At 50.7% G+C, this 25,279-nt stretch carries 26 protein-coding genes and 1 tRNA gene; 18 read left to right on the top strand and 9 right to left on the bottom strand.

Features of this window, described 5'->3' with window-relative positions; genetic code table 11:
- Positions 1-41 precede the first annotated feature (41 nt).
- The 3 genes from pth to P9B68_RS06175 form a co-directional block, all read right to left on the bottom strand.
- Positions 42-653: an aminoacyl-tRNA hydrolase gene (gene pth / locus P9B68_RS06165; protein ID WP_277668677.1), complete on the bottom strand. Its 612-nt coding sequence runs from the start codon at positions 651-653 to the stop codon at positions 42-44.
- A gap of 259 nt (positions 654-912) precedes the next feature.
- Positions 913-1,869 (bottom strand): ribose-phosphate diphosphokinase, encoded by a 957-nt coding sequence (locus P9B68_RS06170; protein ID WP_135658642.1) that lies wholly within the window; start codon positions 1,867-1,869, stop codon positions 913-915.
- Positions 1,870-1,893: 24 nt separating this feature from the next.
- Positions 1,894-2,925, bottom strand: coding sequence for a sugar phosphate nucleotidyltransferase (locus P9B68_RS06175; protein ID WP_135658644.1), 1,032 nt, complete (start codon positions 2,923-2,925; stop codon positions 1,894-1,896).
- Positions 2,926-3,228: 303 nt separating this feature from the next.
- On the opposite strand from P9B68_RS06175, the gene ppdK reads away from it, so the two are divergent.
- From ppdK to P9B68_RS06210, 7 genes are all read left to right on the top strand, one after another.
- Positions 3,229-5,865 (top strand): pyruvate, phosphate dikinase, encoded by a 2,637-nt coding sequence (ppdK, locus tag P9B68_RS06180; protein ID WP_135658647.1) that lies wholly within the window; start codon positions 3,229-3,231, stop codon positions 5,863-5,865.
- A gap of 396 nt (positions 5,866-6,261) precedes the next feature.
- Entirely contained in the window at positions 6,262-6,717 is a 456-nt protein-coding gene (locus tag P9B68_RS06185; protein WP_135658650.1) for a hypothetical protein, read from the top strand.
- Between the two features lie 111 nt (positions 6,718-6,828).
- A tRNA-Arg gene (locus P9B68_RS06190) sits at positions 6,829-6,905 on the top strand.
- A 136-nt stretch (positions 6,906-7,041) separates the two neighbouring features.
- Positions 7,042-8,058, top strand: a complete 1,017-nt coding sequence (locus P9B68_RS06195) for a CPBP family intramembrane glutamic endopeptidase (protein ID WP_277668678.1) — start codon at positions 7,042-7,044, stop codon at positions 8,056-8,058.
- Entirely contained in the window at positions 8,055-8,525 is a 471-nt protein-coding gene (gene tadA / locus P9B68_RS06200) for a tRNA adenosine(34) deaminase TadA (RefSeq protein ID WP_135658655.1), read from the top strand. Before P9B68_RS06195 ends, tadA begins: the two co-directional genes overlap by 4 nt.
- A gap of 429 nt (positions 8,526-8,954) precedes the next feature.
- Positions 8,955-9,137 carry a hypothetical protein gene (locus P9B68_RS06205; protein WP_243112952.1) on the top strand — a complete coding sequence of 61 codons (183 nt, stop codon included), beginning with the start codon at positions 8,955-8,957 and terminating at the stop codon, positions 9,135-9,137.
- Entirely contained in the window at positions 9,134-9,433 is a 300-nt protein-coding gene (locus tag P9B68_RS06210; RefSeq protein ID WP_135658659.1) for an RNA polymerase sigma factor, read from the top strand. Before P9B68_RS06205 ends, P9B68_RS06210 begins: the two co-directional genes overlap by 4 nt.
- A 187-nt stretch (positions 9,434-9,620) precedes the next feature.
- Here the strand turns inward: P9B68_RS06210 and mnmA are convergent, their stop codons facing one another.
- Together mnmA and P9B68_RS06220 are read right to left on the bottom strand one after the other, a co-directional pair.
- Entirely contained in the window at positions 9,621-10,697 is a 1,077-nt protein-coding gene (gene mnmA, locus P9B68_RS06215) for a tRNA 2-thiouridine(34) synthase MnmA (protein ID WP_277668679.1), read from the bottom strand.
- Positions 10,694-11,212: a hypothetical protein gene (locus tag P9B68_RS06220; protein WP_277668680.1), complete on the bottom strand. Its 519-nt coding sequence runs from the start codon at positions 11,210-11,212 to the stop codon at positions 10,694-10,696. The genes mnmA and P9B68_RS06220 overlap by 4 nt, the downstream gene beginning before the upstream one ends.
- A 166-nt stretch (positions 11,213-11,378) precedes the next feature.
- On the opposite strand from P9B68_RS06220, the gene P9B68_RS06225 reads away from it, so the two are divergent.
- Together P9B68_RS06225 and asnB are read left to right on the top strand one after the other, a co-directional pair.
- Positions 11,379-12,038 carry a CpXC domain-containing protein gene (locus P9B68_RS06225; RefSeq protein ID WP_135658668.1) on the top strand — a complete coding sequence of 220 codons (660 nt, stop codon included), beginning with the start codon at positions 11,379-11,381 and terminating at the stop codon, positions 12,036-12,038.
- Positions 12,039-12,044: 6 nt separating this feature from the next.
- Positions 12,045-13,913: an asparagine synthase (glutamine-hydrolyzing) gene (gene asnB, locus P9B68_RS06230; protein WP_277668681.1), complete on the top strand. Its 1,869-nt coding sequence runs from the start codon at positions 12,045-12,047 to the stop codon at positions 13,911-13,913.
- Positions 13,914-13,937: 24 nt separating this feature from the next.
- On the opposite strand, the gene P9B68_RS06235 is transcribed toward asnB, so the two are convergent.
- Complete coding sequence (locus P9B68_RS06235) at positions 13,938-14,273, bottom strand: hypothetical protein (protein ID WP_277668682.1); 336 nt, start codon at positions 14,271-14,273, stop codon at positions 13,938-13,940.
- A 29-nt stretch (positions 14,274-14,302) separates the two neighbouring features.
- Positions 14,303-14,824, bottom strand: coding sequence for a dCTP deaminase (gene dcd, locus P9B68_RS06240; RefSeq protein ID WP_135658678.1), 522 nt, complete (start codon positions 14,822-14,824; stop codon positions 14,303-14,305).
- A gap of 108 nt (positions 14,825-14,932) precedes the next feature.
- Between dcd and spoVAE the strand changes: the two genes are divergently transcribed.
- Positions 14,933-15,289 carry a stage V sporulation protein AE gene (gene spoVAE, locus P9B68_RS06245; protein ID WP_135658682.1) on the top strand — a complete coding sequence of 119 codons (357 nt, stop codon included), beginning with the start codon at positions 14,933-14,935 and terminating at the stop codon, positions 15,287-15,289.
- Between the two features lie 218 nt (positions 15,290-15,507).
- Here spoVAE and P9B68_RS06250 read toward each other — a convergent pair whose 3' ends face one another.
- Positions 15,508-15,660 carry a hypothetical protein gene (locus P9B68_RS06250; RefSeq protein ID WP_167875167.1) on the bottom strand — a complete coding sequence of 51 codons (153 nt, stop codon included), beginning with the start codon at positions 15,658-15,660 and terminating at the stop codon, positions 15,508-15,510.
- Positions 15,661-15,806: 146 nt separating this feature from the next.
- On the bottom strand, positions 15,807-16,067 hold the full coding sequence (gene rpsT / locus P9B68_RS06255; RefSeq protein ID WP_135658685.1) for a 30S ribosomal protein S20: 261 nt from the start codon (positions 16,065-16,067) through the stop codon (positions 15,807-15,809).
- A gap of 98 nt (positions 16,068-16,165) precedes the next feature.
- Here rpsT and gpr point away from each other — a divergent pair, with 98 nt between their 5' ends.
- The 8 genes from gpr to hrcA all read left to right on the top strand — a co-directional run bounded on the left by gpr (position 16,166) and on the right by hrcA (position 25,275).
- On the top strand, positions 16,166-16,984 hold the full coding sequence (gene gpr, locus P9B68_RS06260; protein ID WP_277668683.1) for a GPR endopeptidase: 819 nt from the start codon (positions 16,166-16,168) through the stop codon (positions 16,982-16,984).
- 59 nt (positions 16,985-17,043) lie between these two features.
- Positions 17,044-18,126: a stage II sporulation protein P gene (gene spoIIP, locus P9B68_RS06265; protein WP_277668684.1), complete on the top strand. Its 1,083-nt coding sequence runs from the start codon at positions 17,044-17,046 to the stop codon at positions 18,124-18,126.
- A 31-nt stretch (positions 18,127-18,157) separates the two neighbouring features.
- On the top strand, positions 18,158-18,412 hold the full coding sequence (locus P9B68_RS06270; RefSeq protein ID WP_135658692.1) for a hypothetical protein: 255 nt from the start codon (positions 18,158-18,160) through the stop codon (positions 18,410-18,412).
- Positions 18,399-18,986 (top strand): hypothetical protein, encoded by a 588-nt coding sequence (locus P9B68_RS06275; RefSeq protein WP_135658695.1) that lies wholly within the window; start codon positions 18,399-18,401, stop codon positions 18,984-18,986. Before P9B68_RS06270 ends, P9B68_RS06275 begins: the two co-directional genes overlap by 14 nt.
- 134 nt (positions 18,987-19,120) lie before the next feature.
- The gene (gene lepA, locus P9B68_RS06280) at positions 19,121-20,929 is read left to right on the top strand and encodes a translation elongation factor 4 (RefSeq protein ID WP_135658698.1); all 1,809 of its coding nucleotides are present in this window, start codon (positions 19,121-19,123) and stop codon (positions 20,927-20,929) included.
- The gene (gene hemW / locus P9B68_RS06285) at positions 20,922-22,037 is read left to right on the top strand and encodes a radical SAM family heme chaperone HemW (RefSeq protein WP_135658701.1); all 1,116 of its coding nucleotides are present in this window, start codon (positions 20,922-20,924) and stop codon (positions 22,035-22,037) included. The genes lepA and hemW overlap by 8 nt, the downstream gene beginning before the upstream one ends.
- 379 nt (positions 22,038-22,416) lie before the next feature.
- Positions 22,417-22,896, top strand: coding sequence for a hypothetical protein (locus P9B68_RS06290; RefSeq protein ID WP_277668685.1), 480 nt, complete (start codon positions 22,417-22,419; stop codon positions 22,894-22,896).
- Positions 22,897-24,234: 1,338 nt separating this feature from the next.
- Complete coding sequence (gene hrcA / locus P9B68_RS06295; protein ID WP_277668686.1) at positions 24,235-25,275, top strand: heat-inducible transcriptional repressor HrcA; 1,041 nt, start codon at positions 24,235-24,237, stop codon at positions 25,273-25,275.
- Positions 25,276-25,279: the final 4 nt, after the last annotated feature.

A 25,279-nucleotide genomic window follows, 5' to 3' on the forward strand; every position in this document is an offset into this window, starting at 1 on the left:
ATCTTATAACACTATTCTTTAGGAAGCGGTGTTACAGGATACTAGGAATTGTATTTGTTCATGGCTTCGGAGGCTCTCTCCTGCACTATCAGCTCCACCGAGGAGCATGCATGGTCGATTGCCTCATACACCGCCTTGTGGTCCGCTTCATTGAACTTGGACAACACCCAGTCCGCCAGATCCCATTCAGGGCTCGGCTTTGCGCCGGTGCCGATTTTAATGCGCGGGAAACGGTCGCTCCCGCTCAGGTAAATGATGTTTTTCATGCCGTTCTGACCGCCGTCGCTGCCTTTCATGCGGATGCGCATGCGTCCGGGATCAAGCGAGATGTCGTCGTATAGGATGATTGTTTTTTCGGGCGGAAGCTTGTAAAAGCGCATGGCTTCCGTTACGCTCTGCCCGCTCAGGTTCATATAGGTCGAAGGCTTTAGCAAAAGGACCTTTTTACCGCCGATCAGCCCCGTTCCGCAAAGCCCCTTGAATTTTACGCGGTCGACGCGCACGCCGAACTTTTCCGCAATATAATCCAGCGCCATGAACCCTGCGTTATGGCGCGTATTTTCGTATTTCGAACCCGGGTTGCCAAGGCCTACAATAAGGTATTCGATCTGGCCGGCGGGTTCGGATTTTGCTGCAAACAGATTCGGAAACATTGCTATCACCTCATTTTGCCCTCGAGCCGGGCGCACAGTATACGCAGTAGCGTGCGTTCCGCCGCTTTCCTAGACGGGTTGAAAAGGAAGCTCCTTTCTACTTTTCGCTTTGCGGCGAGGGAACCGCCGGCGGAAAGGAGATTCCCGACGGCCGGGATGCGCCTTCGGCGGTGCGCGATGGAACGCGCAGGGATAAGAATAGGGCGGGATGGAAAATCCACCCCACCATTCAATTTTTAAAATTATATTTTTTTATTTATCAGACAAACATGGGGGAAACCGGTTTGTCCTCGTAGATGCGCTCGATCGCTTCTGCGAACAGCGGGGCGACGGGCAGGATCGTGAAGTTGTCGAGCTGCTTTTCGGGCGGCAGCGGAATCGTATCGAGCAGGATAAACTCCTTGATCACGCTTTCTTTGATGCGATCGATGGCTGGACCGGAAAGAACGGCGTGGGTCGCGCAGGCGATGACTTCTTTCGCACCTTTTTCCATGATCGCGCAGGCGGCGTTGCAGAGCGTTCCCGCGGTATCGATCATGTCGTCGACAAGGATAACCCTTTTATCCTTTACGTCCCCGATAATGTTCATGACTTCGCATACATTGGCCTTTTGGCGGCGCTTGTCCACGATGGCAAGCGGGCAGCCGATGCGCGCTGCAAAATTGCGGGCGCGGGTAACGGAGCCGAGGTCGGGGGAAACAATGACGTATTCGTCGGTTTTGTCGCCGATGCGTTCCTTCAGGAAAGAAGAAAGGATGGGCGCGCCGAGAAGGTGGTCAACAGGTATGTTGAAGAAGCCCTGTATCTGGGGTGCGTGCAAATCCATGGTCAGCACACGGTCTGCACCCGCAGTCGTGATCAGATCGGCGCAGAGCTTTGCTGAAATCGGGTCGCGGGCCTTGGCTTTGCGGTCTTGGCGCGCATAGCCGAAATACGGCATAACGGCCGTGATACGGGCGGCAGAAGCACGTTTCATCGCGTCAATCATGATGAGAAGCTCCATCAGGTTGTTGTTGACCGGGGCGCATGTGGACTGAACGATAAAGCAGTCTGAGCCTCGAACCGATTCAAATAGGGAAAGAGAAATTTCGCCGTCGCTGAAGGTGCTAACGTCGCTTTTTCCCATCGGAAGCCCCAAACACTCCGAAATCTGTTTTGCCACGCGCTGGCTCGCATTTGCAGCAAAAATTTTAATATCCTTGCCGTGAAAATTCATTTGCATATCCCCCTAAATATTCTCTCAGTGGTTTATAACCGAAAAAGGCGCTACCGCCTGATTTGGCTCAATTACGCTGTTTTCACACTGCACATAACGCAGGCATACGCCGTCGCCCACAGTACAGTCTGAGACAAAAGAATTCGGCCCCACCGTGCAGCCGCAACCGATAACGGTTTTGCCGCGCAGAATGGTGCCGGGTAAAATGCAGGTATCGCTGCCGATTTTTACGTCCGGGCCGATCATGACGCCGTCGCGGCAGGGAATTTCGATTCCGTTTTTCATGTGCCGGGAAAGAATTTCTTCGCGCGCGATGGAATTCAAGGCGTTCAATTGAAGGCAGTCATTTGCGCCCAGTACGGCGTTGGCTTCGCTGGTGGTGTGCGCCGCGACCCTTTTGCCGCTTTCGATCAATAGCTTGACCGCGTCGGGAAGGTAGTATTCCCCCTGGGCGTTGTTATTTTGAATTTTATTTAAGATACTTAGAAGGTCGTCTACCTGAAACCAGTAGGCGCCCGAATTGATTTCACAGATGGACAGGGTTTCGCGGTCCGCGTCCTTTTGTTCCACAATGGCGCGGAGCAGGTGGGTTTGGGGATCGCGTACAATGCGGCCGTAGCCGGTCGGGTCGTCCAACACGGCGGAAATCACGGTAACCGCGTTGCTGTTCTCCGTATGGGCCCGGCGCGCTTCCTCAATAACCTTTGCGTTTACAAACGGCGCGTCGCCGTTTAAAATCAATACGCTTTTCCCGTGGTGCGCGCGCAGGAACTCTTCCGCCATCATGACGGCGTGGCCGGTGCCCTTGCGCTCAGCCTGAAAAGCATGGCTGATTTTTACGCCGGTATTGTCAAGACTGGAAAGGTATTGTTCCACCTTTTCGTGCATATAGCCGGTGATGACGCAGATGCTGGAAACACCGGCTTCTTCGGCGGAATCGATAACCCATTGCAGCATGGGTTTGAAAAGTACCGGCGAAAGCACCTTGGGACGGCTGGATTTCATCCGTTTCCCTTCGCCGGCGGCAAGAATGACAGCGCAGCATTGTTCTGGCATGTTCTTTCCTCCGTGAATATATTGCGATGCATCAGAGCATAATAATAACATTTTAACTTAATCTATCTATTATCTCTATTATCTCATAAGAAATAGAATTTTCAAGGAAAAATTTAAGTTTTGTCCAGGATTTGTGAAAGTTACTGGGATTTTGTTTAATTTTATTTAAAATATCAGTTGGTTTTCTAAGAAAACATATGGTAATTTTCAAATGTTTTTGCTATAATACACTTTGAGCGATTGTTAAAGAATTATTATATTAAAATAGCTCGATATTACAACTGATTATAGGAGGTACTTTTCATGAGCCACAAGTATGTCTACCTTTTCTCCGAAGGCAACGGCAAAATGAGAGAGCTGTTAGGCGGAAAAGGTGCAAACTTAGCTGAGATGACCGTTCTCGGCATGCCTGTCCCCCAGGGATTTACAATTACCACAGAGGCCTGTACCCAGTATTACAAAGATGGCCGCGAAATCAACGCGGAAATCCAGGCTCAAATTTATGAATACCTTGAAAAAATGGAAGCGATCTGCGGCAAGAAATTTGCCGATCCGAAGAACCCGCTTCTTGTTTCCGTCCGTTCCGGCGCGCGTGCGTCCATGCCGGGCATGATGGACACTATTTTGAACCTCGGCTTGAACGATACCGTTGTCGAGGGTCTTGCGAAAATTACAAACAGCCCGCGTTTCGCATACGACTCCTACCGCCGTTTCATCCAGATGTTCTCTGACGTTGTTATGGAACTGCCGAAGTCGGAGTTTGAAAAAATCATCGACGAGCAGAAGGCAAAGAAGGGCGTAAAACAGGATATTGAATTGGACGAGAACGACATGAAGGAACTCGTTCAGAAGTTTAAGGCGTTCTATAAGGAGAAGAAGGGCGAGGAGTTCCCGAGCGATCCGAAGGTTCAGCTTATGGAAGCTGTAAAAGCTGTTTTCCGTTCATGGGACAACCCCCGTGCAAACGTATACCGCCGCATGAACGAAATCCCCTACGATTGGGGCACCGCCGTTAACGTACAGGCGATGGTTTTCGGCAACTCCGGCGAGAAGTCCGGCACAGGCGTTGCGTTTACCCGCAACCCGGCCACCGGTGAAAAAGCTCTGTTCGGCGAGTACCTCATTAACGCGCAGGGTGAAGACGTTGTTGCGGGTATCCGCACACCTTTCCCGATCAGCCACCTCAAGCAGGATATGCCGGAAGTCTATAATCAGTTTGCTGAAATTGCAGATAAACTTGAAAAGCACTATAAAGACATGCAGGATATGGAGTTCACCATTGAAAACGGCAAGCTCTATATGCTTCAGACCAGAAACGGCAAGAGAACAGCTGCCGCTGCTCTGAAAATCGCCGTTGACCTTGTTGACGAAGGCATGATTGACGAGGAAGAGGCTGTTTTGAGAGTTGAGCCGAAGCAGCTCGACGCTCTGCTCCATCCGCAGTTTGATGCCGAGGCTCTGAAGAAGGCCAAGGCAATCGGCAAGGGCCTTGCTGCTTCCCCGGGAGCTGCCTGCGGAAAGGTTGTCTTCTCTGCGGAAGACGCAAAAGAATGGCATGAAAGAGGCGAGAAGGTTGTTCTCGTCCGTTTGGAAACTTCTCCGGAAGACATTGAAGGTATGGCAGTTGCAGAGGGTATCCTGACCGTTCGCGGCGGCATGACCTCCCACGCGGCTGTTGTTGCGCGCGGCATGGGCACCTGCTGTGTATCCGGCTGCGGCGAAATCGTTGTTGATTACGACGCAAAGAAATTCACCCTCGCAGGCCAGACCATTAAAGAGGGCGACTATATTTCCATTGACGGTTCCACCGGCAATATTTACGCGGAAGCAATCCCGACGGTTGCAGCTTCCATTTCCGGCGATTTCGGCCGCTTTATGAAGTGGGCCGACTCTGTCCGCAGGCTTGAAGTTTACACCAATGCGGACACCCCGAGAGACGCAAAGCAGGGCAAGGAATTCGGCGCGCAGGGCATAGGCCTTTGCCGTACCGAGCATATGTTCTTTGAGGGCCAGCGCATTAAGGCAATGCGCGAGATGATCGTTGCGAAGACGACGGAAGAGCGCGAAAAGGCGCTTGCACGCATCCTGCCGTATCAGCAGGGCGACTTTGAGGGCATCTACGAAGTCATGGAGGGCCGTCCGGTTATTATCCGCTTCCTCGATCCGCCGCTTCACGAGTTCCTCCCGACCAAGGAAGAGGACATTAAGGAGATCGCCGGCGAGCTGAATATCACCGTCGCAGACCTTAAGAATGTTATCGCAAGCCTGCATGAGTTTAACCCGATGATGGGTCATCGCGGCTGCCGTCTTGCCGTTTCCTATCCGGAAATTGCAAGGATGCAGACAGCGGCGGTTATTAACGCAGCAATTGCTGTGAATAAGAAGCATCCGGAATTCAAGACTGAGCCACGCATTATGATTCCGCTCGTAGGCGAGGAAAAGGAACTGAAGTTTGTTAAGGATGTTGTTACCGAGACAGCGGACAAGATCATTAAGGAGGCCGGCGTTGATCTGAAATATCAGGTCGGTACCATGATCGAAATTCCGCGCGCCGCTCTGACCGCTGACGAAATTGCCAAGGAAGCAGAATTCTTCAGCTTCGGCACCAACGACCTTACCCAGATGACCTTTGGCTTCAGTCGTGACGATGCCGGCAAGTTCCTCGACTACTACTATGAGAACAAGATTTACGAGTCCGATCCGTTTGCACACCTTGACCAGAATGGCGTTGGCAAGCTTGTTAAGATGGCTGTTGAACTCGGCCGCAAGACAAGACCCGAAATCCACCTGGGCATCTGCGGCGAACACGGCGGCGACCCGACTTCCGTCGAGTTCTGCCATCAGGCCGGCCTCGATTATGTTTCCTGCTCACCGTTCCGCGTGCCGATCGCACGTTTGGCCGCTGCACAGGCTGCTGTTAAAGAAAAGAGAGCAAAATAAGTTTCTCGTTTCTTAAATTGAAATACGCCCTGCCTGCTCAGCGGGCAGGAATGAAGAACCCCCAACCGCGGGATTTCCTGTGGCTGGGGGTTCTGTATTGATAACGAGGACTTCCTCTTTAACATGCTCAAACGCCCCCTTTACTCCTTTACCTGCCGGCGCTTTGTTTTAGGCTTACTGCACGCTTCGACGGAGCGTATGCGGGAAAATCCGCTGCTTGACAAATAGAAGAACATGGAATATGCTAATGAATACAAATAAGCTTATAAAAAGGATCCAAAAAAGTGCTGCGAAGCACGGAATGGGGCCTCTGTCTTTGCTTGGTTCCTTATTTAAAAGGAATGTTAGAATGATTAAAATTTTGATTTTCGGAATTTTTATGGGATGGTGTACGCTATGAGTAAGAAACAGGTCAAGGGAATTGTTATCCTGCTGCAATTGTTTTTAATCGGGGCGCTGTTCCTTCCGGCGGGTACCATCATTGGGAGCGCGAAGAACCAGGACGACGCAACGCTGAGCGTGTTCCGCATGATGGATCGCTACGCGGGGATGGGATTTGCCGACGACGCGCGGTTTTATATGATTTTTGCCGGCCTTTTCCCGGCGGCGGTTATCGTTTTGCTTCTGGTGCTGAAGGAGCGGAAAAACTTTGAGGCCGGGATTATCTTAAGTGCGTTTTATGCGACGGCTTCCGCGTGTTTTTACTCTGCGGCGAAAACAAAGATGGTCGATTATGCGACCATGACGATTCTTCCGAATCTGATCATTCTGGTGTCCCTCCTTTCCTTAGTCATGCTGATCCGGGGCTTTTTTATGGATACCCCAGAGGGTGCCGCGAAAAGGAAGAATTGACAAACCCGCTGCGATATTTTATAATAAATAAGTTATTTGCTTGTCCCCCTTTCCAAAAGCGCCGCTTTTACAAGGGGAGCCGGCGCGTTGCCCCACCCGAAATTCTGATATGTCTCCGTAGCTCAGCAGGATAGAGCGTTCGCCTCCTAAGCGAAAGGCCGCGCGTTCGAATCGCGCCGGGGACGCCAAAACGCGGGTAGTCCGAAAAAAGGGGGCACCCGCTGGGTATGAGTCCGCGCCCGGAGTTTTCCGAGCGCGGTCTGCTTTATAGCGGCAAATGTGTGGAAACAGGGATAACATAGGGATAACATAAAGGAGTATTTTATGATTGGTTCACCTTACGGTCCGTACAATCCATATTTCGACCCTTCGCTGTATATGATGGCGCAGGATGAAAAGCGTCAGTTAAAACGAACATCGAACGCCCTGTGCTGGACGCTGATCGCATCGACAGTTTTTCTCTATGCGATTTCCATCGTCGGCAGGGTGTATTTAAATGCGGTCGGCTATACGGCCGATTACACCAACCCGGATTTCCACGGCTTTACGCCGGTATTGTATTATCTGTTGAACGGCGTAACGTATTCAGCTGGGCTGGCAATCCCCGCATTCTTGTATTTATCCATTTTCCGCATTCCGCCCGCGGAGGTGCTCCCGTTTCAAAAAAACGGCTTTCTGAAAACCGGCGCGTGTGTCCTTTTCGGCGTAGCAGTATGCATGCTTGCGAACATACCCGCCAGTATTATTTCTAATATTGAAAATATGTTTGGATTTGACACCGATCTCTCCATGCCGTTGACGGACGACCCGGCGGTACTGGTTCTGTTCTTCATTACCATAGCGGTCGCCCCTCCGATTGTTGAGGAGCTGATCTTCCGGGGAATTGTCCTGCAAAGCCTGCGGAAATTCGGCGACGGTTTCGCCATTGTGGGTTCCGCTCTGCTGTTCGGCCTGTTCCACGGGAATTTGGTGCAGATTGTGTTTGCGTTTATCGCCGGACTGGTGATGGCTTTGGTGGATGTGCGCACGGATTCCCTTCTGCCGTCCATACTGATTCATTTCTGCAACAATGCGATTTCCTTTGTGCTCACCGTTGTCCAACGGCTTTACGGGGAAACTACGATGGGCTATGTAAATAATGTGGTGTTCGGCGCGGCCGTGCTTTTGGGAATCGGTTCGCTGGTCTATCTTTGGGCGAAGGATCGCAACTTCTTTCAGGGCGGCGCGGTGAACCCGGTGTTCCGCACGCCGGAAAAGATAAAGACGCTGTTCTTGAATTTCGGAGGAATCGTCCTGCTGATTTACGCTTTTCTGTCCTCCGTATATACGCTGACACAATGACGGGCAGGGACGAAGCCTTTATGCGGGAGGCTTTAAAATACGCATACGCGGCGGCAGAGGAAGGCGAGGTCCCGGTCGGCGCGGTGATTGTGAAGGATGACCAGATTATCGCCGCGGGGCGCAACCGCCGCGAAAACGGGAAAAACGCGCTGTGCCATGCCGAGCTGGAGGCAATTCACAGGGCGTGCACCCTTCTGGGCGGATGGCGGCTTTGGCAGTGCGAGTTGTTTGTAACGCTGGAGCCGTGCCCCATGTGCGCCGGGGCGATTATCAACGCGCGGATTCCGCGTGTCGTTTACGGGGCAAAGGATGGAAAAGCCGGTTCCTGCGGCTCCATTGTGAACCTGTTTGAACTGCCGTACAACCATAGGCCCGAGCTGGTAGGCGGTGTGTTGGAACAGGAATGTGCGCAGGTACTGCGGGATTTTTTTAAAAAGTTAAGAGATAAAAAAGAAACCTCCGGGTAGCCGGAGGTTTTCTTTCTATAAAGGGGAAAGCGGAAACTTCCCTTCTTTTTTATCAACGAAAATGCTGACGATTACGGTTAAACCTGCCGAAGGAATGCAATAAAATCAAAAGCCCCACTATAATGCAAAGAGAACCCACGCCGCCCATTCTGGTTTCCCCTTTCCGCGCTTTCTCCATATCGTCCGTTTTTCCCCAATATTCTACCATTTTTATTCTTAAGAAACAAGACCGCAAAAGCAAAAATATAGGAAAAACAGAAACCGGTGTGACAATTTTGTCACACCGACCCGGGAAAAATGAATCCCCACAAGAAAATGCATTGCAATTATGATTCTCCTTGGATAATATGAAAATTAGAGAACACTGGTTGACAACTAGGTCACACCGGGGAAACTGAAAGGAGTATTATGAATTATAAGGAGTGGGGAATGAATTATTTGGAAGAAGCAGAAAAGCTGAAGGCACGGCTGGTTCCTTTGCGAAAGATGGCCCGAACCGCGGACCATGAAACAGCCGCTCAGCTATACCGCAGGGCCGCGCTGCTGAACGATATGTACTTGGACTGTCTGCATACCGGCCGGTATTTAACGCAAAGTGGGGCGAGACGATGAGAAGGAAAAACAATTTAAGCCTTGACCTTTTTGGGGACAGGCTGAATGTTCCGATCCAGACGGACGACGACGGGGCGGAACGCAAAAAAATGCTGCGGGTTCTTCGCAGCGCGATGGAGGGGGAATTGACGGAAAGGCAGAAGGCTTGTGTACGGCTCCGGTATTTTGAAGAGAAGAGCGTTAGCGAAGTTGCCGAAATATTGGGTGTTACGCCCTCAACCGCTTCAAAGCATCTGAAAAAAGCCCGCGCGAGGCTGGGAAAGATCATGGGGTATTCTTTCCCTAGGCTGAGCTAAGCCGCCGTACTTTGCTTCCTTTCGGGTGACCGGAAGGCAAGAAAGCTTAGGTTTAACCTGTTCGAAACACAAGGTGCAGTTTCCGCCCCTCCGGGGTTCCCGGAGGTTGGGACTGCACCTTGTTTTCTGTTTCGGATCGTACAGAAATGCGTACCGCCCGCTGTGCGCGGGAAACAGCCAAAGGGCGCTATTCGTCCGCTTGAATCGTGCCGCCGCCGACGACAAGATCCCCGTCGTAAAACACAACGGCCTGTCCCGGTGTGACCGCGCGCTGCGCTTCTTTGAAATCCACGCGGATCCGGCTGCCCTCCAGCGGGATAAGGCGGGCCTTCGCGGGCGCGGCCTGATACCGTACCTTCGCGGTAACGTCCATCTCGGTTTCCAGCGTGTCGAACGGGATAAAATTCAAATCTGCGGCGACAAGCGAAGACCGGTATTGGCTTCCTTCCTCGCCGAGCGTCACTTCGTTATGTACCGTGTCGATTTTCGTAACGTACATCGGCTTTCCGAAGGAAACGCCCAGCCCTTTGCGCTGGCCGATCGTGTAATGCGTGATACCGCGGTGGCGGCCCAGGATATTACCGTCCGCGTCGACAAAGTTGCCCTGCGGCGCGGTTTTTCCCGTATAGCGCTCAATAAATCCAGCGTAATCGTTGTTTTCCACAAAGCAGATTTCCTGGCTGTCCGGCTTGTGGGCAACGGGCAGCCCGGCCTCCTCCGCTAGTGCGCGCGCCTGCGGCTTGGTGTAGCGGCCCAGAGGCATCAGCGTGTGGCTGAGCTGGTCCTGCGTAAAGGAATACAGGACATAGCTTTGATCCTTGCTGGCGGGAGCCTTGCGTAAAATCCAGCGCCCTGCGGCATTTTGCTCGATTACGGCGTAATGCCCGGTGGCGATATAATCAAAATCCAGCTCTCGCGCGCGGCGGAGCATGGCGTCAAATTTAATATGGCGGTTACAGGCGATGCAGGGATTGGGCGTTAGCCCGGCCTCGTACTGAGCGGCGAAATAATCAATGACATTTTTTTCGAAGAGTTCGGTAAAATTCAGAACCAGATGGTCAATCCCCAGCTTGTAGGCGACCCTGCGCGCGTCGTCGATATCGTCGAGCGAACAGCAGCCGCCCGCAGCGCTTTGCTGCATGTATTTGTCCGGACGCAGGCGCAAGGTGACGCCGGTTACGTCGTATCCGGCCTTTAAAAGCAGAAGGGCGGCTACGGAACTGTCCACGCCGCCGCTCATGCCAAGCATTACTCTTTTTTTCATGGTTCATCCGGGAACGAAGGATTTTCTGGGCAGTCCTCCGCCGCTTCCTCCGCCGCCTCGTCGCTTGCATAGCCTCGTTCGTTTGCTTTGTCAACGATGGGGAAATGCATGGGGTAGTTTGTGAACTCTTCTTCTTCGTCTTTTTCCTGCACTGGGATATCGTTTTCTCCGTCGTCTACGCCGCAGGGGCAGCAGCAGTCGTCGCCGCAGTCCGTACATTCGTCTTCGGCTTCTTCCCCAGAGGAAGTGATTTCATCCAGCTTTTCAAACGCTTTCTTCATGCGGCGCTCGGACTCTTCCACGGCGCGGCACAGGTGCTCCGTTTCCTCGTTGTTCTCATCGCGCAAATTGTGGAAATAATATTTACCGAGCGCGATATATGCGCGCGCTTCATTTTCCCTTTCATTCTTAATGACAATTCGAATCCGGTTTATCAACGCGGCTTTACGGTTTTTTTCAACGACATAGTCGACAGCTTTCGCAAGTTTTTCTGATACGTTGTTAAAAATACTCATAAGCTTACCTCCTGCCGAAAATACGGCTTAATTTAGGGCATTTTCTCTTTGCAGTTATTATATCGCAAATTCCCGTAAAATAACAGTATTATTTAATCCTGTTCCTTTTTTTATCAGATTGTGATATAATGTGCAAATACGCAAAGGCTAAGGAGGATGTAAAAAAATGGCGATCCAAGACAACCGGGATGTGAGCTGTCCGCACTGCGGCGCAGTAGTAAATACACAGATAAATCCGGAGATGGAAGCGGAGGAGGACCCGGAACTCCGGCTGCGCGTGCTGGACGAAACGCTTTTCGATTGGAAATGTCCCGAATGCGGCTACGAGGCGCAACTTGTTTATCCTTGCCTTTACCACGATAAGATCAGAAACTTTATGGTGTATGTTGTGCCGAACGGCGGCTGCCGCTGCCTTGAGCCGGTAAAAGTGAGCGAGGCGTTTCCGCAGCTTTCCGGCGTAACAAAACGGGTTGTTGTGTCCCCTGCGGAGCTGAAGGAAAAAATTTTAATTTTTGAAGCCGGGATGAATGATTTTGCGGTTGAGCTGGTAAAACTAGCGCTTACCGATGTGGCCGCAAAAAAGCACGGCAATATAGTAACCGAAGGGTATTTCTGTTATGCGGACGAGGCGGAAAACCGGATCGGTTTTTCTTTCCGTTTACAGGGAGCGGAAGAACCGGTGCAGCAGGGCACGCGCCTGGATGTTTACCGGAAATCCTTGGAGATTATACAGAGCGTCGGCGTTTGTGAGCAGGATGAATTTATGGTGGTGAATTCTGCCGTCGCCGAAAAGATTTTGCGGGTGTACCGCGGCGAGGAGGAATAATTCAATATGTGCGGATTGTGCGGATTTACCGGAAATATTATCAACCGCGACGATATTATTAAAACCATGACGGATAAAATAACCCACAGGGGCCCGGATTCCAGCGGCTTTTTTACAAACCGCGATATTTCCATGGGCTTCCGGCGGTTAAGTATTATCGACGTGGCTTCCTCTGGAGATCAGCCGATTTACAATGAAAACAAGACGTTGGTTCTTACGTTTAACGGAGAAATTTACAATTACCGCGACCTTCGCAACGAGCTTATTGCAAAGGGACACCGGTTTTATACAAATACGGATTCCGAAGTGCTGATTCACGGCTTCGAGGAGTGGCACGAAGACCTTTTGACAAAGCTGCGCGGCATGTTTGCGTTCGCTATTTTTGATACCATTGAGAAAAGCCTGTTTCTGGCGCGCGATTATTTCGGAATCAAGCCGATGCATTACACCATGGTCGGCGATCATTTCGTTTACGGCTCCGAAATCAAGAGCATCCTCAATTTCCCGGGCTTTCAGAAGAAATTCAATAAGCGCGCGCTTGACAATTACATTTCCTTTGAATATTCCGTGCCGCCCGAAACCTTTTTCGAAGGGGTTTACTGCCTGATGCCTGCCCATTACCTTTGGTACAAGGACGGCAAGGTGGAAACGTGCCGCTACTGGGAGCCGAAGTTCAACGCGGACGAAAGAATGACGGAGGAACAGGCGGTTAACGAAATTGAAAAGGTCTTTGAGAATTCCGTAAACGCCCATAAAATAAGCGATGTGGAAGTCGGCTGCTTCCTTTCTAGTGGGGTGGATTCCAGTTATGTTTCCACGTATTTCGCGGGGCAGAAAACCTTTACGGTCGGCTTTGACTACGGCGAACAGTACAATGAAATTGACTGGGCGAAGGGCCTTTCCGAAAAAGTCGGGGTGGATCATCATTACAAGGTGATTTCCCCGGAGGAATACTGGGGCAATATCCGCAAGGTGCAGTACCATATGGACCAGCCCCTTGCCGACGCTTCCTGCATTGCGCTGTACTTCGTTTCCAAAATGGCGAGCGAATACGTGAAGGTGGTGCTTTCCGGCGAGGGAGCGGACGAGCTGTTCGGCGGATACAATATTTATCATGAGCCGGACGACTTTGCGGCCTACAAAAAGCTGCCGCTCGGCCTGCGCCGTGCGCTGGCTTCGGTTGCAAAAGCGTTTCCGTTCTCCTTTAAGGGCAAGAATTTCCTCATCCGCGGCGCGCTGCCGATAGAGGAAAGCTTTATCGGGAATTGCAGTATGTTTACGATGGAGGAAAAACGCAGGCTGCTGAAAAAGGATGTCCCGGTAACCCGCCCGCAGGAGATTACCAAAAAGTATTACGACCGCGTCCGCGGCAAAGACGACGTTACGAAAATGCAGTACCTCGATATTAACGTTTGGCTGGTTGGCGATATCCTGTTGAAAGCCGACCGTATGAGCATGGCCAATTCGCTGGAGCTCCGCGTGCCGTTCCTTGACAAGGAAGTGTTCAAGGTGGCTTCACGCCTGCCGAGGAAGCTGCGGGTAAATAAGAAAAATACAAAATACGCGATGCGCCAGGCCGCGATGCGCCATCTTCCGGACACAACGGCGCAGAAGAAGAAGCTCGGCTTCCCGGTGCCGATTCGAGTCTGGCTTAGGGAAGAAAAATATTACAAAATCGTCAAGGAAGCGTTTACCGGAAAGATTGCCCGGCAGTTCTTTAATACCGACGTGCTGGTGAAGCTGTTGGACGAGCATTATGCCGGGAAGCGGGACAACAACCGCAAAATCTGGACGGTTTTTGTCTTTCTCGTATGGTATGATATTTACTTTAACAACGCTTCGCACGAACCGGGCGACATGCCGATTGTGCATTAAAACCGCTGAACACCGATATAAACCCTAAAAAAAGGAACCGCGCCGAATTTTTCGGTGAGGTTCCTTTTTGATGATTTTCTTCTTTTGATAATTCAACAATAATAGAACATCTGAAAGGCCGCTTTGCAGGGCAGGGGTCACTTTAAAAACCGAAGGGAGTTTGTTGCGGCGGAACAGTTCTTCGCATTTTTTTACTTTTTCGGTGACATTACCGCCCGTATCGTACAGCGGGCAGACGCAGTTCGCCCGGTAGGTGTAATTCCGATTCAGCCGGATGACCCATCCGCCCAGCAATACCGTTTGCAGCGCGGGAATGGAATTGAACAAAGCTTCTTCTATCGTCTTTATATCGTTGTCCATTTTGCTTTCCGATTCTTTCAAATATCTGCTTATTTCTGAAAATCCTTAAACAGCAAGCTGGGCTGGATGCCCGTGTTGTTCTGATATTTTCCGCTCGAATACCGCTCATAATCGCCTTGGATCAAATGGTAGTAAATCTGGCAGATTTCAACCCCCGCATAGACGCGGACGGGCTGGATACAGTGGATCTCCAATGTCCAGTAACCGCTGAAGCCAACGTCGCCGAAGCCCGCGGTTACGTGGATAAACAAGCCCAGTCTTCCGACTGACGACCGGCCCTCGATCATGGGGACGAATTTGTCGGTTTTGGTATATTCCTGCGTTCGGCCAAGATAAAGCTTATTGGGTTCCAGCACAAGGCCTTCCTCTGGGATGAGAATTTTTCGGAATTTGTTTTCTTTTTTCATATCCAGAACAGGTTCGTCGTACACAAGTAGCTCATTATGTAGTTTCAGGTTGTAGCTGTTCGGGTTTAACTGGCTTTCGCAAAAGGGTTCGATAATGATTTCCTTCCCTAATTTTTCGCGAATCTGTTTCCCAGATAAGATCATTGGGATGGCCCTCCTTCAAGGAAAAACATCTTGCTTTCATTCACAATTTTGTTTCTTAATATGTATATTGTTTCCAAATCCGGCGAAACTAGAAACGAGGTGAAAATCGTGGAGTATCTATGGGCGTTTTTAGTCGGAGGCGCACTTTGCGCGGTGGGCCAGCTTTTAATCGACTTTACAAAACTGACCCCTGCCAGAATCCTCGTTACTTTTGTTACGCTGGGTGTTGTGCTGACGGGATTGGGGCTGTATGAGCCTCTTGTGCAGTTTGCCGGCGCGGGTGCCACCGTTCCGCTGACGGGATTCGGCTACACCATGGCGAAAGGAACGCTGGAGGCGATCAGGGAAAAGGGCCTGATCGGCGTATTCTCGGGCGGCGTTGCGGCTAGTGCCGCGGGAATTGCGGCGGCCGTATTCTTCGGCTATGTCGCTGCCTTGTTTTCAAAGCCGGGAGATAAGAACTAGGGTAAGCGAAAGCAAGGTTTTTTACTGGCTGAAGATTGTTTACCGCATTTTCCGGATCATAAACGGGCAAATACTGGGGATTCTGCTATGGGAGCTTTGGAAACTGTATTACCGTATCTATCTGAAGAAATATATGAAAAATATTTTGAAAACCAGCACATGAAAAACGGGCAGGGTTCCAATCCTGCCCGTATCCTGTTATGCGCCGGAGGAAGTTCCTATTGAATGGAACAATCCAGGTAGTGCTCAAGCTCTTCTTCATCCTTCTTTTTCTTTTCGAAAAAGAGGACAACCGCAACAACAGCGGCACAAACCGCGATTACAGACGAAACGACCGTAATTAATATCGTAATCGTATTACATTTTTTCAAAACGAGCACCTCCGTATTCATCTTATTTCTATCATACCCATTTCTTAGCAAAAAGTCAATCCAGCGGAAAAAACTGTTTGCTTTCGGATAAGTAAAAAAGCAGGGCACAGGGCTCTGCTTTTGCATTTAAACCGTGTTATTCAGGGTTATGCATTTGCCGCGTTCAGCTTGCGCACAAGACTGGATTTCTTTCTGGCGGCCGTATTCTTGTGCAGGATTCCTTTTGCGACGGCCTGATCCAGCCTCTTAATGGCAACCTTCACGGCATCCGCGCTGGCCTCGCCGGACTCGATTGCAAGGTTCGCTTTCTTTATATCTGTTTTCAGTCGGGAAAGACGGGACTTGTTGATATTCGTTTTCGTAGCAATAACCTTCACACGTTTTTTCGCAGATTTAATGTTCGGCATCGTTCCACCTCCTTTGGTGTTGTCACGTACAAATAATAATACCATCAAAAAGCAAGAAATGCAAGTATTTAAAAAAATAAAACAAGGGGTTGATTCTTATGATCTTCCGCACGGATCTGGCGCTGGAAAATACCGATCCCGAAAGGCATATCGTCAGGGAGGAAAAAGGTTGCAAAATCACAAACATTGAAGAAGGGGGGAATACCTATGTTACGCTGGAGGTAAAATCGATTTCCGACCGGATCGACAGCGACAACAGCCTTTTAACGCTGACTGCGCAGGAGCTTTCAAAGCTGGTTCCCGAAAAGGGGAGCGCGCTGGTGGCGGGGCTGGGCAACCGCGACATTACACCGGACGCGCTGGGCCCGCTTGTCGCGGAGCGCGTCATGGCCACGCGGCACATCCGCGGCGAGCTGGCAAGGGTAACGGGGCTGGGGGATCTGCGCCCCGTTTCGGTGGTAAGCCCCGGCGTTTTAGGTTCCACGGGCATTGAGGCCTTTGAGCTTTTAAAGGCGCTGGTAAAGGAACTGAAACCGGATTTTGTCATTGCGATTGACGCGCTGGCGGCGCGCAGCCCTTCGCGGCTGGGCTGCACCATTCAGCTTTGCTCGGCGGGGATTTCCCCGGGCGCGGGGGTGGGGAATTCCCGCCCACGCATCGACCAAAGCACGCTGGGCGTGCCGGTCATCAGCATGGGGATACCGACTGTGGTCGACGCGGCCACGCTGGCGTATGACCTGCTGGATGGCGATATGGACGGGAAAGAGGAGAAAATTGCGCCGCGCGGCGCGCAGATGATGGTTACGCCGCGGGAAATCGACCTGATTATTTCAAGGGGCGCAAGGGTGCTGGGAATGGGCATTAACGTGGCTTTGAACCCTTCCATGACGATTGCCGATTTTGAAGATTTAACCTGAGTCATCATGAAATTTGTCCAGCCCGCATAAGAATGAATATATTTTAATGGGGGCAGGATATGAAAAAATGGGGACAAAAGGCGGCGGGGTTATGCTCCGCTGCACTGACGTTCGCGGCGGTTGTGTGCGTTCTGGGGCGCCTGTCGGTGCTGCCCCCGTGGGACGCGGCGTTTACCGCTGCAGGGTTTATAATGCCGGGCGGCGCGGCCGAAGCGCTGAGGACCGATATTCTGGAAGAGGACGAGGAGGATGACGGAGCGTCCCATATCGAACCGCCGTCCGGCGCGGACAGCCGGCCGGTTTCGTCCGTGCCGGAAAACTCTTCGCAGAAAAGCCAAAACAGTTCCGCGGCGAACGCGCAGCAGGGGACGGTTTCCACAACGCAGAAGGCGGATGTGAAGGAAATGAGCATTGTGAACGCCGGCGTACAATATAAAAATATCTGGGTGAAAAATTCCAACAAAAACCATGGAATCGACATTCCGGGCGAGCTGAAAAAGCAGCCGGCGGTAAAAATCGCAAAGAATGCCGGGCCACAGGTTTTAATTTACCATACGCATACCACCGAAGCTTTCGCAGGCGATACGCGCAGCCGGGACGCCTCCAAAAACGTTGTCTCGGTCGGCGAACGCATCGCGGCGCAACTCCGGGCAGCGGGCATCAACACCATTCACGACGCCACTCTGCATGATTATCCGAGTTACAACGGTTCCTACGAACGCTCCAAGGTGACGGTGCTGAACAACCTGAAAAAATACCCCTCGATCCAGGTGGCGCTGGACATTCACCGCGACGCGATGGGGACTTCCGGGGGTACGCGGATTAAGCCGACGGCAGTTGTGAACGGGAAAAAGGCCGCGCAGGTGATGATTATTGCTGGATGCGACGACGACGGCACGTTGAACCACCCGAACTGGGAATACAATCTGCGACTTGCGGTGCGGATTCAGCAATCCATGGCCGACCAGTACCCCGGCCTTGGGCGCCCGCTGAACTTCTGCAACCGGAAGTACAACCAGAATTTAACGAAGGGTTCCCTGCTGGTGGAATTCGGAACAGAAGTCAATACGCTTGACGAGGCGACGTATTCCGGGGAACTGTTCGGAAAGGCACTTGCCGCCGTTTTGAATAAGCTGACATAGATAAGCAGATTTCTTAGGATGTGTAAAATAAATGGAAAGAAGAAACAGAAGAATTTTTTGGGGATCGTTTTTCAGCACCCTCTACGTGCTGATACTGTTAATCGGCCTTGCCGTTGTGGACTACAATTCGCGCCGTATCGGCTTTGGCGACGACAAAACCCTCCTTTACCAAATTACTGGTAAAACGTGGCAGGAGACTTGCAATGTAGCAAAAGTATGGTATAATAATTTCAAATTCTCATTTCAAGAACATGCTGCGGAGGAATCGGATCATGAAAAAACATAAAAAGTCGTGGCTGATGCTATTGCTTGTGACATTTATGTTTTCATGTTATCCTATTACCGCAATGGCAACCGAAATTACGCCCGAACAGGTAGAAAAGGCGATTCAGCAGCAACAGCAGCAGGTTGCAAGCAATTTGGTTTCGCAAAGCCCCTCCGGCAATAAATCCTCTAGCCTGCCGTCCGCGTCGTCAAAACCGAAAACCCAGAGGAAGAAGAAATATGTTTCGTCCGCCCCTTCTTCCCTCCCTTCCGGTATGTCTTCAAGCGATATTTCCAGCGAGCTTGAAAGCAGTGAAGCGTCGAGCGAAATTGTCCTGCCAAGCGTGGACAGCATTGTAGAAAATGATCCGCTGAGTTCCCCAGCCGTTGACGTTGCCGCAAACAGGAAGATGAACTGGCTCGGGATTCTTTCCTGGGCGTGTATTGCGCTGGGTATCGCCGTTGTTCTGATCGTTGTGTTAAGCAACCGCCGTCCGCCACGCGGAGGCCCGGGCCGCAAACGCTACCGCCGGCCCTCCAAACCGCGCAAGAAGCGCTTGCTGAACGATAAGTATTATCGGGATTTGAAATATTGAAAACGCAGAGGGATGTGCTTTCGCACATCCTTTTTTTGTTTTGTTCCGGTGGGAAATGCGATTTTCATTTTTTGTTTTCTATGCTATAATAACTTATTATCCATAGAAAAAATCCATTGAATTAGGTGATAAATTTGTCGGTACCACGCGAGAGAATTCGGAATTTCAGCATTATCGCGCATATTGACCACGGCAAAAGCACGCTTGCCGACCGCATTTTGGAGCAGACGAAATCGGTCGCGCTGCGCGACATGGAAAATCAGCTGCTCGACAGCATGGATCTGGAGCGCGAAAGGGGCATTACGATTAAGGCGCACGCGGTCACGTTGGTTTACAGCGCGGCGGACGGGCAGGATTACGTATTCAACCTGATCGACACCCCCGGCCACGTTGACTTCAACTACGAGGTTTCCCGCTCGCTCGCTGCGTGCGAGGGTGCGGTGCTGGTTGTGGATGCGTCGCAGGGCATTGAGGCCCAGACCCTTGCCAACACCTATCTGGCGGTGGACGCGGGGCTAGAAATCGTGCCGGTTATCAACAAAATCGACCTGCCGAGCGCCCAGCCGGATCGGGTGCGCACGGAAATCGAAGACGTGATCGGTATTCCTGCCGACGAAGCGCCCTGCATTTCCGCGAAGCTGGGCACCAACATCGATCAGGTAATGGAACAGATTGTGAAAAACGTGCCGCCGCCGCAGGGCGACGAGAACGCGCCGCTCAAGGCGCTGATCTTCGATTCCTATTACGACGCGTATAAGGGTGTTATTATCCATGTCCGCCTGATGGATGGGCAGGTGCATCCGGGCGACACCATCCTTATGATGTCGACGGGCGCGCGGTTCACCGTTGTGGAATGCGGTTACGGGCGCGCTACCGGCTTTGAACCGAGCGACGGGTTAAGCGCGGGCGAGGTCGGCTATATTGCCGCTTCCATTAAGGCCGTAAAGGATGCGCGCGTGGGCGACACCGTTACGCTTGCGGACAACCCAGCGAAGCAGGCGCTGCCCGGCTACCGCGCGGTGCAACCGATGGTTTTCTGCGGCATCTATCCCGCGGACGGCGCGCATTATTCTGACCTGCGCGACGCGTTAGAAAAGCTTCAGCTGAACGACGCTGCGCTTTCGTTTGAGCCGGAAACCTCCGTGGCGCTCGGCTTTGGTTTCCGCTGCGGCTTTCTGGGCCTTCTGCATATGGAAATCATCCAGGAGCGGCTGGAGCGGGAATACAACCTCGACCTGGTTACTACCGCGCCGAGCGTTGTGTACCGCATTACGAAAACAAACGGAGAGGTTGTTTTTATTGACAACCCGACCAATTACCCCGACCCTTCGCTGATTTCGATGGCAGAGGAGCCGATTGCCGACGCGCATATTTACACGCCGAGCGAATACGTGGGCAATATTATGGAGCTTTGCCAGGAGCGGCGCGGTACCTTTAAAAATATGAACTATATCGACACCGACCGCGTGGATATCCACTATGAGCTGCCGCTGAATGAAATCATTTACGATTTCTTCGACGCGCTCAAATCCCGCACGCGCGGCTACGCCTCGTTTGACTACGAGCTGAGCGGCTATAAAAAGAGCAGCCTTGTCAAGCTGGACATTATGCTCAACGGCGAAGTGGTGGACGCGTTGTCCTTCATTATCCATTCGGACAAGGCCTACCCGCGGGCGCGGAAAATGGCGGAGAAGCTTGCGGAAAAAATTCCACGCCAGCTCTTCGAAATTCCGATTCAAGCCTGTGTGGGCGGCCGGATTATTGCGCGCGAAACCGTCCGGGCGATGCGCAAGGATGTTTTGGCGAAGTGCTACGGCGGCGATATCACGCGGAAAAAGAAGCTGCTGGAAAAGCAGAAGGAAGGCAAGAAGCGCATGCGCCAGCTCGGCACCGTAGAAGTGCCGCAGGAGGCGTTTATGAGCGTGTTGAAGCTGGATGAATAACGCGGAGCCAATCGGCCTTTATATTCATGTACCGTTCTGCGACGGGAAATGCCCGTACTGTGATTTTTATTCCCTGCCTGCCGATGAGGAAACTATGGACCGCTACGCCGAGCGCGTGGCGGAGGAGATGGGAGCCTTTGCGCGGAAGGAAAGCCATCGGGTGGACACGCTGTATTTCGGCGGGGGAACCCCCAGCCTGCTCGGCGGGAAACGGCTTGCCTATTTAATCGGAAAAGCGCGGGAATGCTTTGGCCTGCAAAACGCGGAAATTACGGCGGAGGCAAACCCCGCGAAGGATTTAAGCGGTTTTTTTGAGGAATTGCGCGCGGCGGGTGCAAACCGGATTTCCATCGGCCTGCAGTCCGCGGATGAGGGCGAGCTGCGGCTTCTGGGACGACGGCACACCGCGATGGAAGCGATAAAGGCTGTGTGCGACGCGCAGAAAGCAGGCTTTGAAAATATCTCCCTCGACCTGATGCTTGCTATCCAGAAGCAGACTCCGGAAAGCCTGAAACGCTCCATCGCGTTTTGTGTGGATGCGGGAATTCAACATGTTTCGGCGTATCTGTTGAAAGTTGAACCGTATACGGCCTACGGCCGTAAAAAGGGCGAGCTTGCCCTGCCAGACGAGGGGGAGGCGGCGGATTTCTATCTTCTTGCCTGTGCCGAACTGGAAAAGCATGGGTTCCATCAGTATGAAATCTCCAACTTTGCGAAGCCGGGTTTTGAAAGCAGGCATAACCTGAAATACTGGCGCTGCCGCGAATACCTTGGGATCGGCCCGGCGGCCCATTCCTTTTTGAATGGGAAACGGTTCTATTATAACCGAAGTCTAAAGGGCTTTCTTTCGGGCGAACCACCGGTGCAGGACGGTGAGGGCGGCGGCTTTGAAGAATACGCCATGCTTGCCCTGCGTCTTACCGAAGGGCTGACCCACGAAGGGTGCCGCGCGCGTTTCGGGTTCGGCATACCGGAACGTATCGTCCGCGCCGCAAAGCTGTATGAAAAGGGCGGGCTGACCGTCTGCAACGAAAACGGCTTTCACTTTACCCCAAAGGGATTTTTGGTTTCCAATATGCTGACTTCGGAAATTTTGTTTGCGAAATAAGCTGCCCGGTGAAAACTCGCTGGACAGCTTTTCTACATTTTAACTTAGGCTAGACGGCAAAGTGTTGAAGCATCCCAATCAAGCAGAGAGTGTTTTGCCAGGGCAACAACTTTAATTTCCCAAATATAATGGTTCTCCAGTTCCCACCCATGGTTAAGTCGCTGGGAAACAGTTTAATCATTTATCATGCAGAAATTTGAAAATTGAATTAAATATTTAATTTTTGATGATATTGCTTGACATGTAAATATTTACGGACTAGAATTACTATAAAGAAATAAAAAAGAAGGAGATTCCATTGCAGATTTAAATTGGTTTGATATATAACTGTTAAATATAAAGGAGAATTATAAAGAGACAGTCTATCCTGATTAAGTTAATGTCATTTGCATTAGTTATTGCAATAATCCTTTCTTGTAATATTGAAGCTTTCGCAGCTCAAAAAAATAATGTTAACCCGCTTACCAGCAAATCTGAAGTAAATGCAAGTGGTAAAACATACGGACCATGGTTCGGAGGGCATAGCGACACCTATAGTACAAGAGATGAATATAATATTACAATAACATTGGTAAGGGCAATTGCTGACGCTATAGTTACGTTTGTGGATGAACCTAAAGCGAGAGCTCTTGCCGCCGCCGTATCCGGTTCGTTAGCTAATGTTAATTTATCAACGGCTGATTACACTTATGGTACCGTCTATAAACGTTATAGAGAAGTTTACGTAGGGGGAGAATTTGCATACTATCAAAATGAAGTTACCGTTGACGCATATTATTGTCATAACGGCAAAAAATCACATGTCGGAAAAACCACAGAGATCTTTGAAGGTAGTGTTTTAATGATTGCTAAACAATAAATGTAGAGGTTTACTTTGAAAGGGGATCCACTTTGCAAAATTCTAGAGCGTTAGAAAATACCATTTATATTGCTGGAAGTCTTTTTCTCGTACTTTTTATGCCTTTTATTAGGTCACATTCACAGTTAATTTATATTTTACCTTTAATCACAGTTATAATTTTCCACAATGCGACTATTATATCGATTATTAAAGAGTGCAAGGAGAAGAAAAAATTTTCTTAAAAGTGATAATCTTCTAAAAAAATGTTTGTTTCTGCTTTTAATGCTTATATTTTATTCTTTGTTGTTTTTTAGTACGAAACACTATTGGGAAGAAGTGTAGATATGAAAGGCTACTTGAAACTAGTACAGGGCATCATTTCAGTGGCAGGAGCAATCGTGTACGGAGTGGGATTATCTCTTTTTTTCCCTTATACATGGATTCCCTTTTTGATGACATTTGCAGCCGTTCCGTTGGTAGAGAACTATTTTGTGGCGGATATCATACAGGAGTGCCGGGAGCAAAATAGATTTGCTTGGAACAATCGAAATGTCCGAACAGACTTATATTGCATGCTTGGTACTCTGATTTTCCTATGGATTGTTCAATTTTTCGTACTTCGCGCCAAATACGGAAGTTACCCATTTCTTTAACGAGATTTTTTTAGCAAGCTACCGAAATCCAAACCCGGGTTTCGGTAGCTTGTTCTATAATGTATTCGATTCTGACATAAAATTTCATAATATCTGTTGAATTATTCGAATAAAAGGGCTATAATTTGCTTAAAAGGCATAAAGAATAAAAAGTGCAATGCAGGAACAGGCGCGCTAACACCTGCCCCCTGCATACGGAGAACGGAACTCTCCATACGCAACTGATAAAATCAGCACATTGCGTTTTCTATTATACCGCCTGTTTCGACTTTTGTACAGGGATATTTTCGAAATTCGCATTGTGCGGGTAATGTTGTATATGGATAAAAATCCGTGTACAGCGTTTTTTTTGTGCCTTTTTCGGGCGGCGGGGCGTTCACCACTTTAACGAGACGGTTTTTTGGGTGCTTCGTTACCCATCGCCTGATCATAAGCGTTCCCCCTTCTTTCCCCCGGAGAGAAGATTTAATCTGTCGGCATCCCGGCGTTTCCATTCGCCGGGAGTAAGCCCGACCTTTTTTTATTCAGGAAGCCATCTTGCGTTTTGCCAAAATATCCCTTGCTATGGAAACGTGGTTTTTTAAAATATTTGGTGATTTCACAATTAGTTTACAAATACTATATTGACAATGGGGTAAAGTAATGGTAAATTATAAAATAGATTTAGCACTCAAGACATAAGAGTGCTAAAATCAGGATAGAGGTGCAAAGGTTGGAGTTAAGCGAACGAAAAAGAAAAATATTAGCGGCCGTAGTGGAACTATACATTGAAACCGGGGAACCGGTTGGATCCAAGGCGCTTTGCGACAACCTTGATTTCACCGTTTCCTCCGCAACGGTTCGCAACGAAATGAGTGAGCTTGCCGAAATGGGGCTGCTGGAGCAGCCGCACACATCGGCCGGAAGGGTGCCTTCCCAGAAAGGCTACCGCGTTTACATTGACACGTTGATGAAAAAGCGTCCGGTTACAAAAGAGGAACAGCGCTACATTGACAGTCTGCTGCTCCCCAGCGCATACGACCCGGAAAAGCTGCTCGACGGCGTGGCCCGCGCGCTGGCGGGGATGACCAAATACGCGGCGGTTTCCACAAAGCCGGGCGGCAGCGGCGCCGATATTCGCGCGATTCAGTTCGTGCAGACCAGCCGGCGCACCGCGATGGCAATCATCATGACTTCGACGGGCACCATGAAAAGCCGTGTTTTCCACTGCGATTTTGACCTTACACCCGATATCCTGCGCGTGTTTTTCCGGGTGCTGAACGAAAAGCTTGCCGGCCTTCCGGTGGCAACGGTCACGCCCGCGTATATCCAGTCGCTTGCGGCGTCCCTCGGCGAAATGACTATGCTGATGAGCGACGCGCTGATGGCGGTGCTGGACGTGGCGCAGGATTTAATGCAGACCGAGGTTTGCCTTGACGGGGAAATGAATCTGCTGTACCACAACGACCTTGGGCAGTCGGAAATCCGGCGCATTATGGATTTTCTCTCCCGGCCGCAGGAGCTTTCCCGCCTTTTATTGCAACAGACAAACGGGTTAAAGGTTTTAATCGGCAAAGAAACGCACCGCCCGGAGCTGAGCGAATCCAGCGTAATCGTTTCACGGTATAACGTGGCAGGCCGGGAAGCGGGCGCGATTGCAATTATCGGGCCGACGCGCATGAACTACGGAAAAATCATGTCCAATATAGAGTATCTCTCCGGCTCTGTCGGAAGAATGCTGACGGAGTTGTTGGATATGGAATAGAAAG

The sequence above is a fragment of the Caproiciproducens galactitolivorans genome, from assembly GCF_029266045.1.
Lineage (GTDB): Bacteria > Bacillota > Clostridia > Oscillospirales > Acutalibacteraceae > Caproiciproducens > Caproiciproducens galactitolivorans.

Excerpts from the sequence above, each read along its gene's own strand:
- P9B68_RS06210 (WP_135658659.1), top strand. The coding sequence starts at position 9,134 with ATGAGAAGGAAAAACAATTTAAGCCTTGACCTTTTTGGGGACAGGCTG.
- hemW (WP_135658701.1), top strand. The coding sequence starts at position 20,922 with ATGAATAACGCGGAGCCAATCGGCCTTTATATTCATGTACCGTTCTGC.
- P9B68_RS06235 (WP_277668682.1), bottom strand. The coding sequence starts at position 14,273 with ATGGACAACGATATAAAGACGATAGAAGAAGCTTTGTTCAATTCCATT.
- P9B68_RS06275 (WP_135658695.1), top strand. The coding sequence starts at position 18,399 with ATGAAAAAACATAAAAAGTCGTGGCTGATGCTATTGCTTGTGACATTT.
- P9B68_RS06195 (WP_277668678.1), top strand. The coding sequence starts at position 7,042 with ATGATTGGTTCACCTTACGGTCCGTACAATCCATATTTCGACCCTTCG.
- P9B68_RS06270 (WP_135658692.1), top strand. The coding sequence starts at position 18,158 with ATGGAAAGAAGAAACAGAAGAATTTTTTGGGGATCGTTTTTCAGCACC.
- P9B68_RS06225 (WP_135658668.1), top strand. The coding sequence starts at position 11,379 with ATGGCGATCCAAGACAACCGGGATGTGAGCTGTCCGCACTGCGGCGCA.
- P9B68_RS06290 (WP_277668685.1), top strand. The coding sequence starts at position 22,417 with ATGTCATTTGCATTAGTTATTGCAATAATCCTTTCTTGTAATATTGAA.
- P9B68_RS06220 (WP_277668680.1), bottom strand. The coding sequence starts at position 11,212 with ATGAGTATTTTTAACAACGTATCAGAAAAACTTGCGAAAGCTGTCGAC.
- P9B68_RS06185 (WP_135658650.1), top strand. The coding sequence starts at position 6,262 with ATGAGTAAGAAACAGGTCAAGGGAATTGTTATCCTGCTGCAATTGTTT.
- pth (WP_277668677.1), bottom strand. The coding sequence starts at position 653 with ATGTTTCCGAATCTGTTTGCAGCAAAATCCGAACCCGCCGGCCAGATC.
- P9B68_RS06170 (WP_135658642.1), bottom strand. The coding sequence starts at position 1,869 with ATGAATTTTCACGGCAAGGATATTAAAATTTTTGCTGCAAATGCGAGC.
- mnmA (WP_277668679.1), bottom strand. The coding sequence starts at position 10,697 with ATGAAAAAAAGAGTAATGCTTGGCATGAGCGGCGGCGTGGACAGTTCC.
- rpsT (WP_135658685.1), bottom strand. The coding sequence starts at position 16,067 with ATGCCGAACATTAAATCTGCGAAAAAACGTGTGAAGGTTATTGCTACG.
- tadA (WP_135658655.1), top strand. The coding sequence starts at position 8,055 with ATGACGGGCAGGGACGAAGCCTTTATGCGGGAGGCTTTAAAATACGCA.
- ppdK (WP_135658647.1), top strand. The coding sequence starts at position 3,229 with ATGAGCCACAAGTATGTCTACCTTTTCTCCGAAGGCAACGGCAAAATG.
- P9B68_RS06205 (WP_243112952.1), top strand. The coding sequence starts at position 8,955 with ATGAATTATTTGGAAGAAGCAGAAAAGCTGAAGGCACGGCTGGTTCCT.
- spoIIP (WP_277668684.1), top strand. The coding sequence starts at position 17,044 with ATGAAAAAATGGGGACAAAAGGCGGCGGGGTTATGCTCCGCTGCACTG.
- dcd (WP_135658678.1), bottom strand. The coding sequence starts at position 14,824 with ATGATCTTATCTGGGAAACAGATTCGCGAAAAATTAGGGAAGGAAATC.
- asnB (WP_277668681.1), top strand. The coding sequence starts at position 12,045 with ATGTGCGGATTGTGCGGATTTACCGGAAATATTATCAACCGCGACGAT.
- gpr (WP_277668683.1), top strand. The coding sequence starts at position 16,166 with ATGATCTTCCGCACGGATCTGGCGCTGGAAAATACCGATCCCGAAAGG.
- P9B68_RS06175 (WP_135658644.1), bottom strand. The coding sequence starts at position 2,925 with ATGCCAGAACAATGCTGCGCTGTCATTCTTGCCGCCGGCGAAGGGAAA.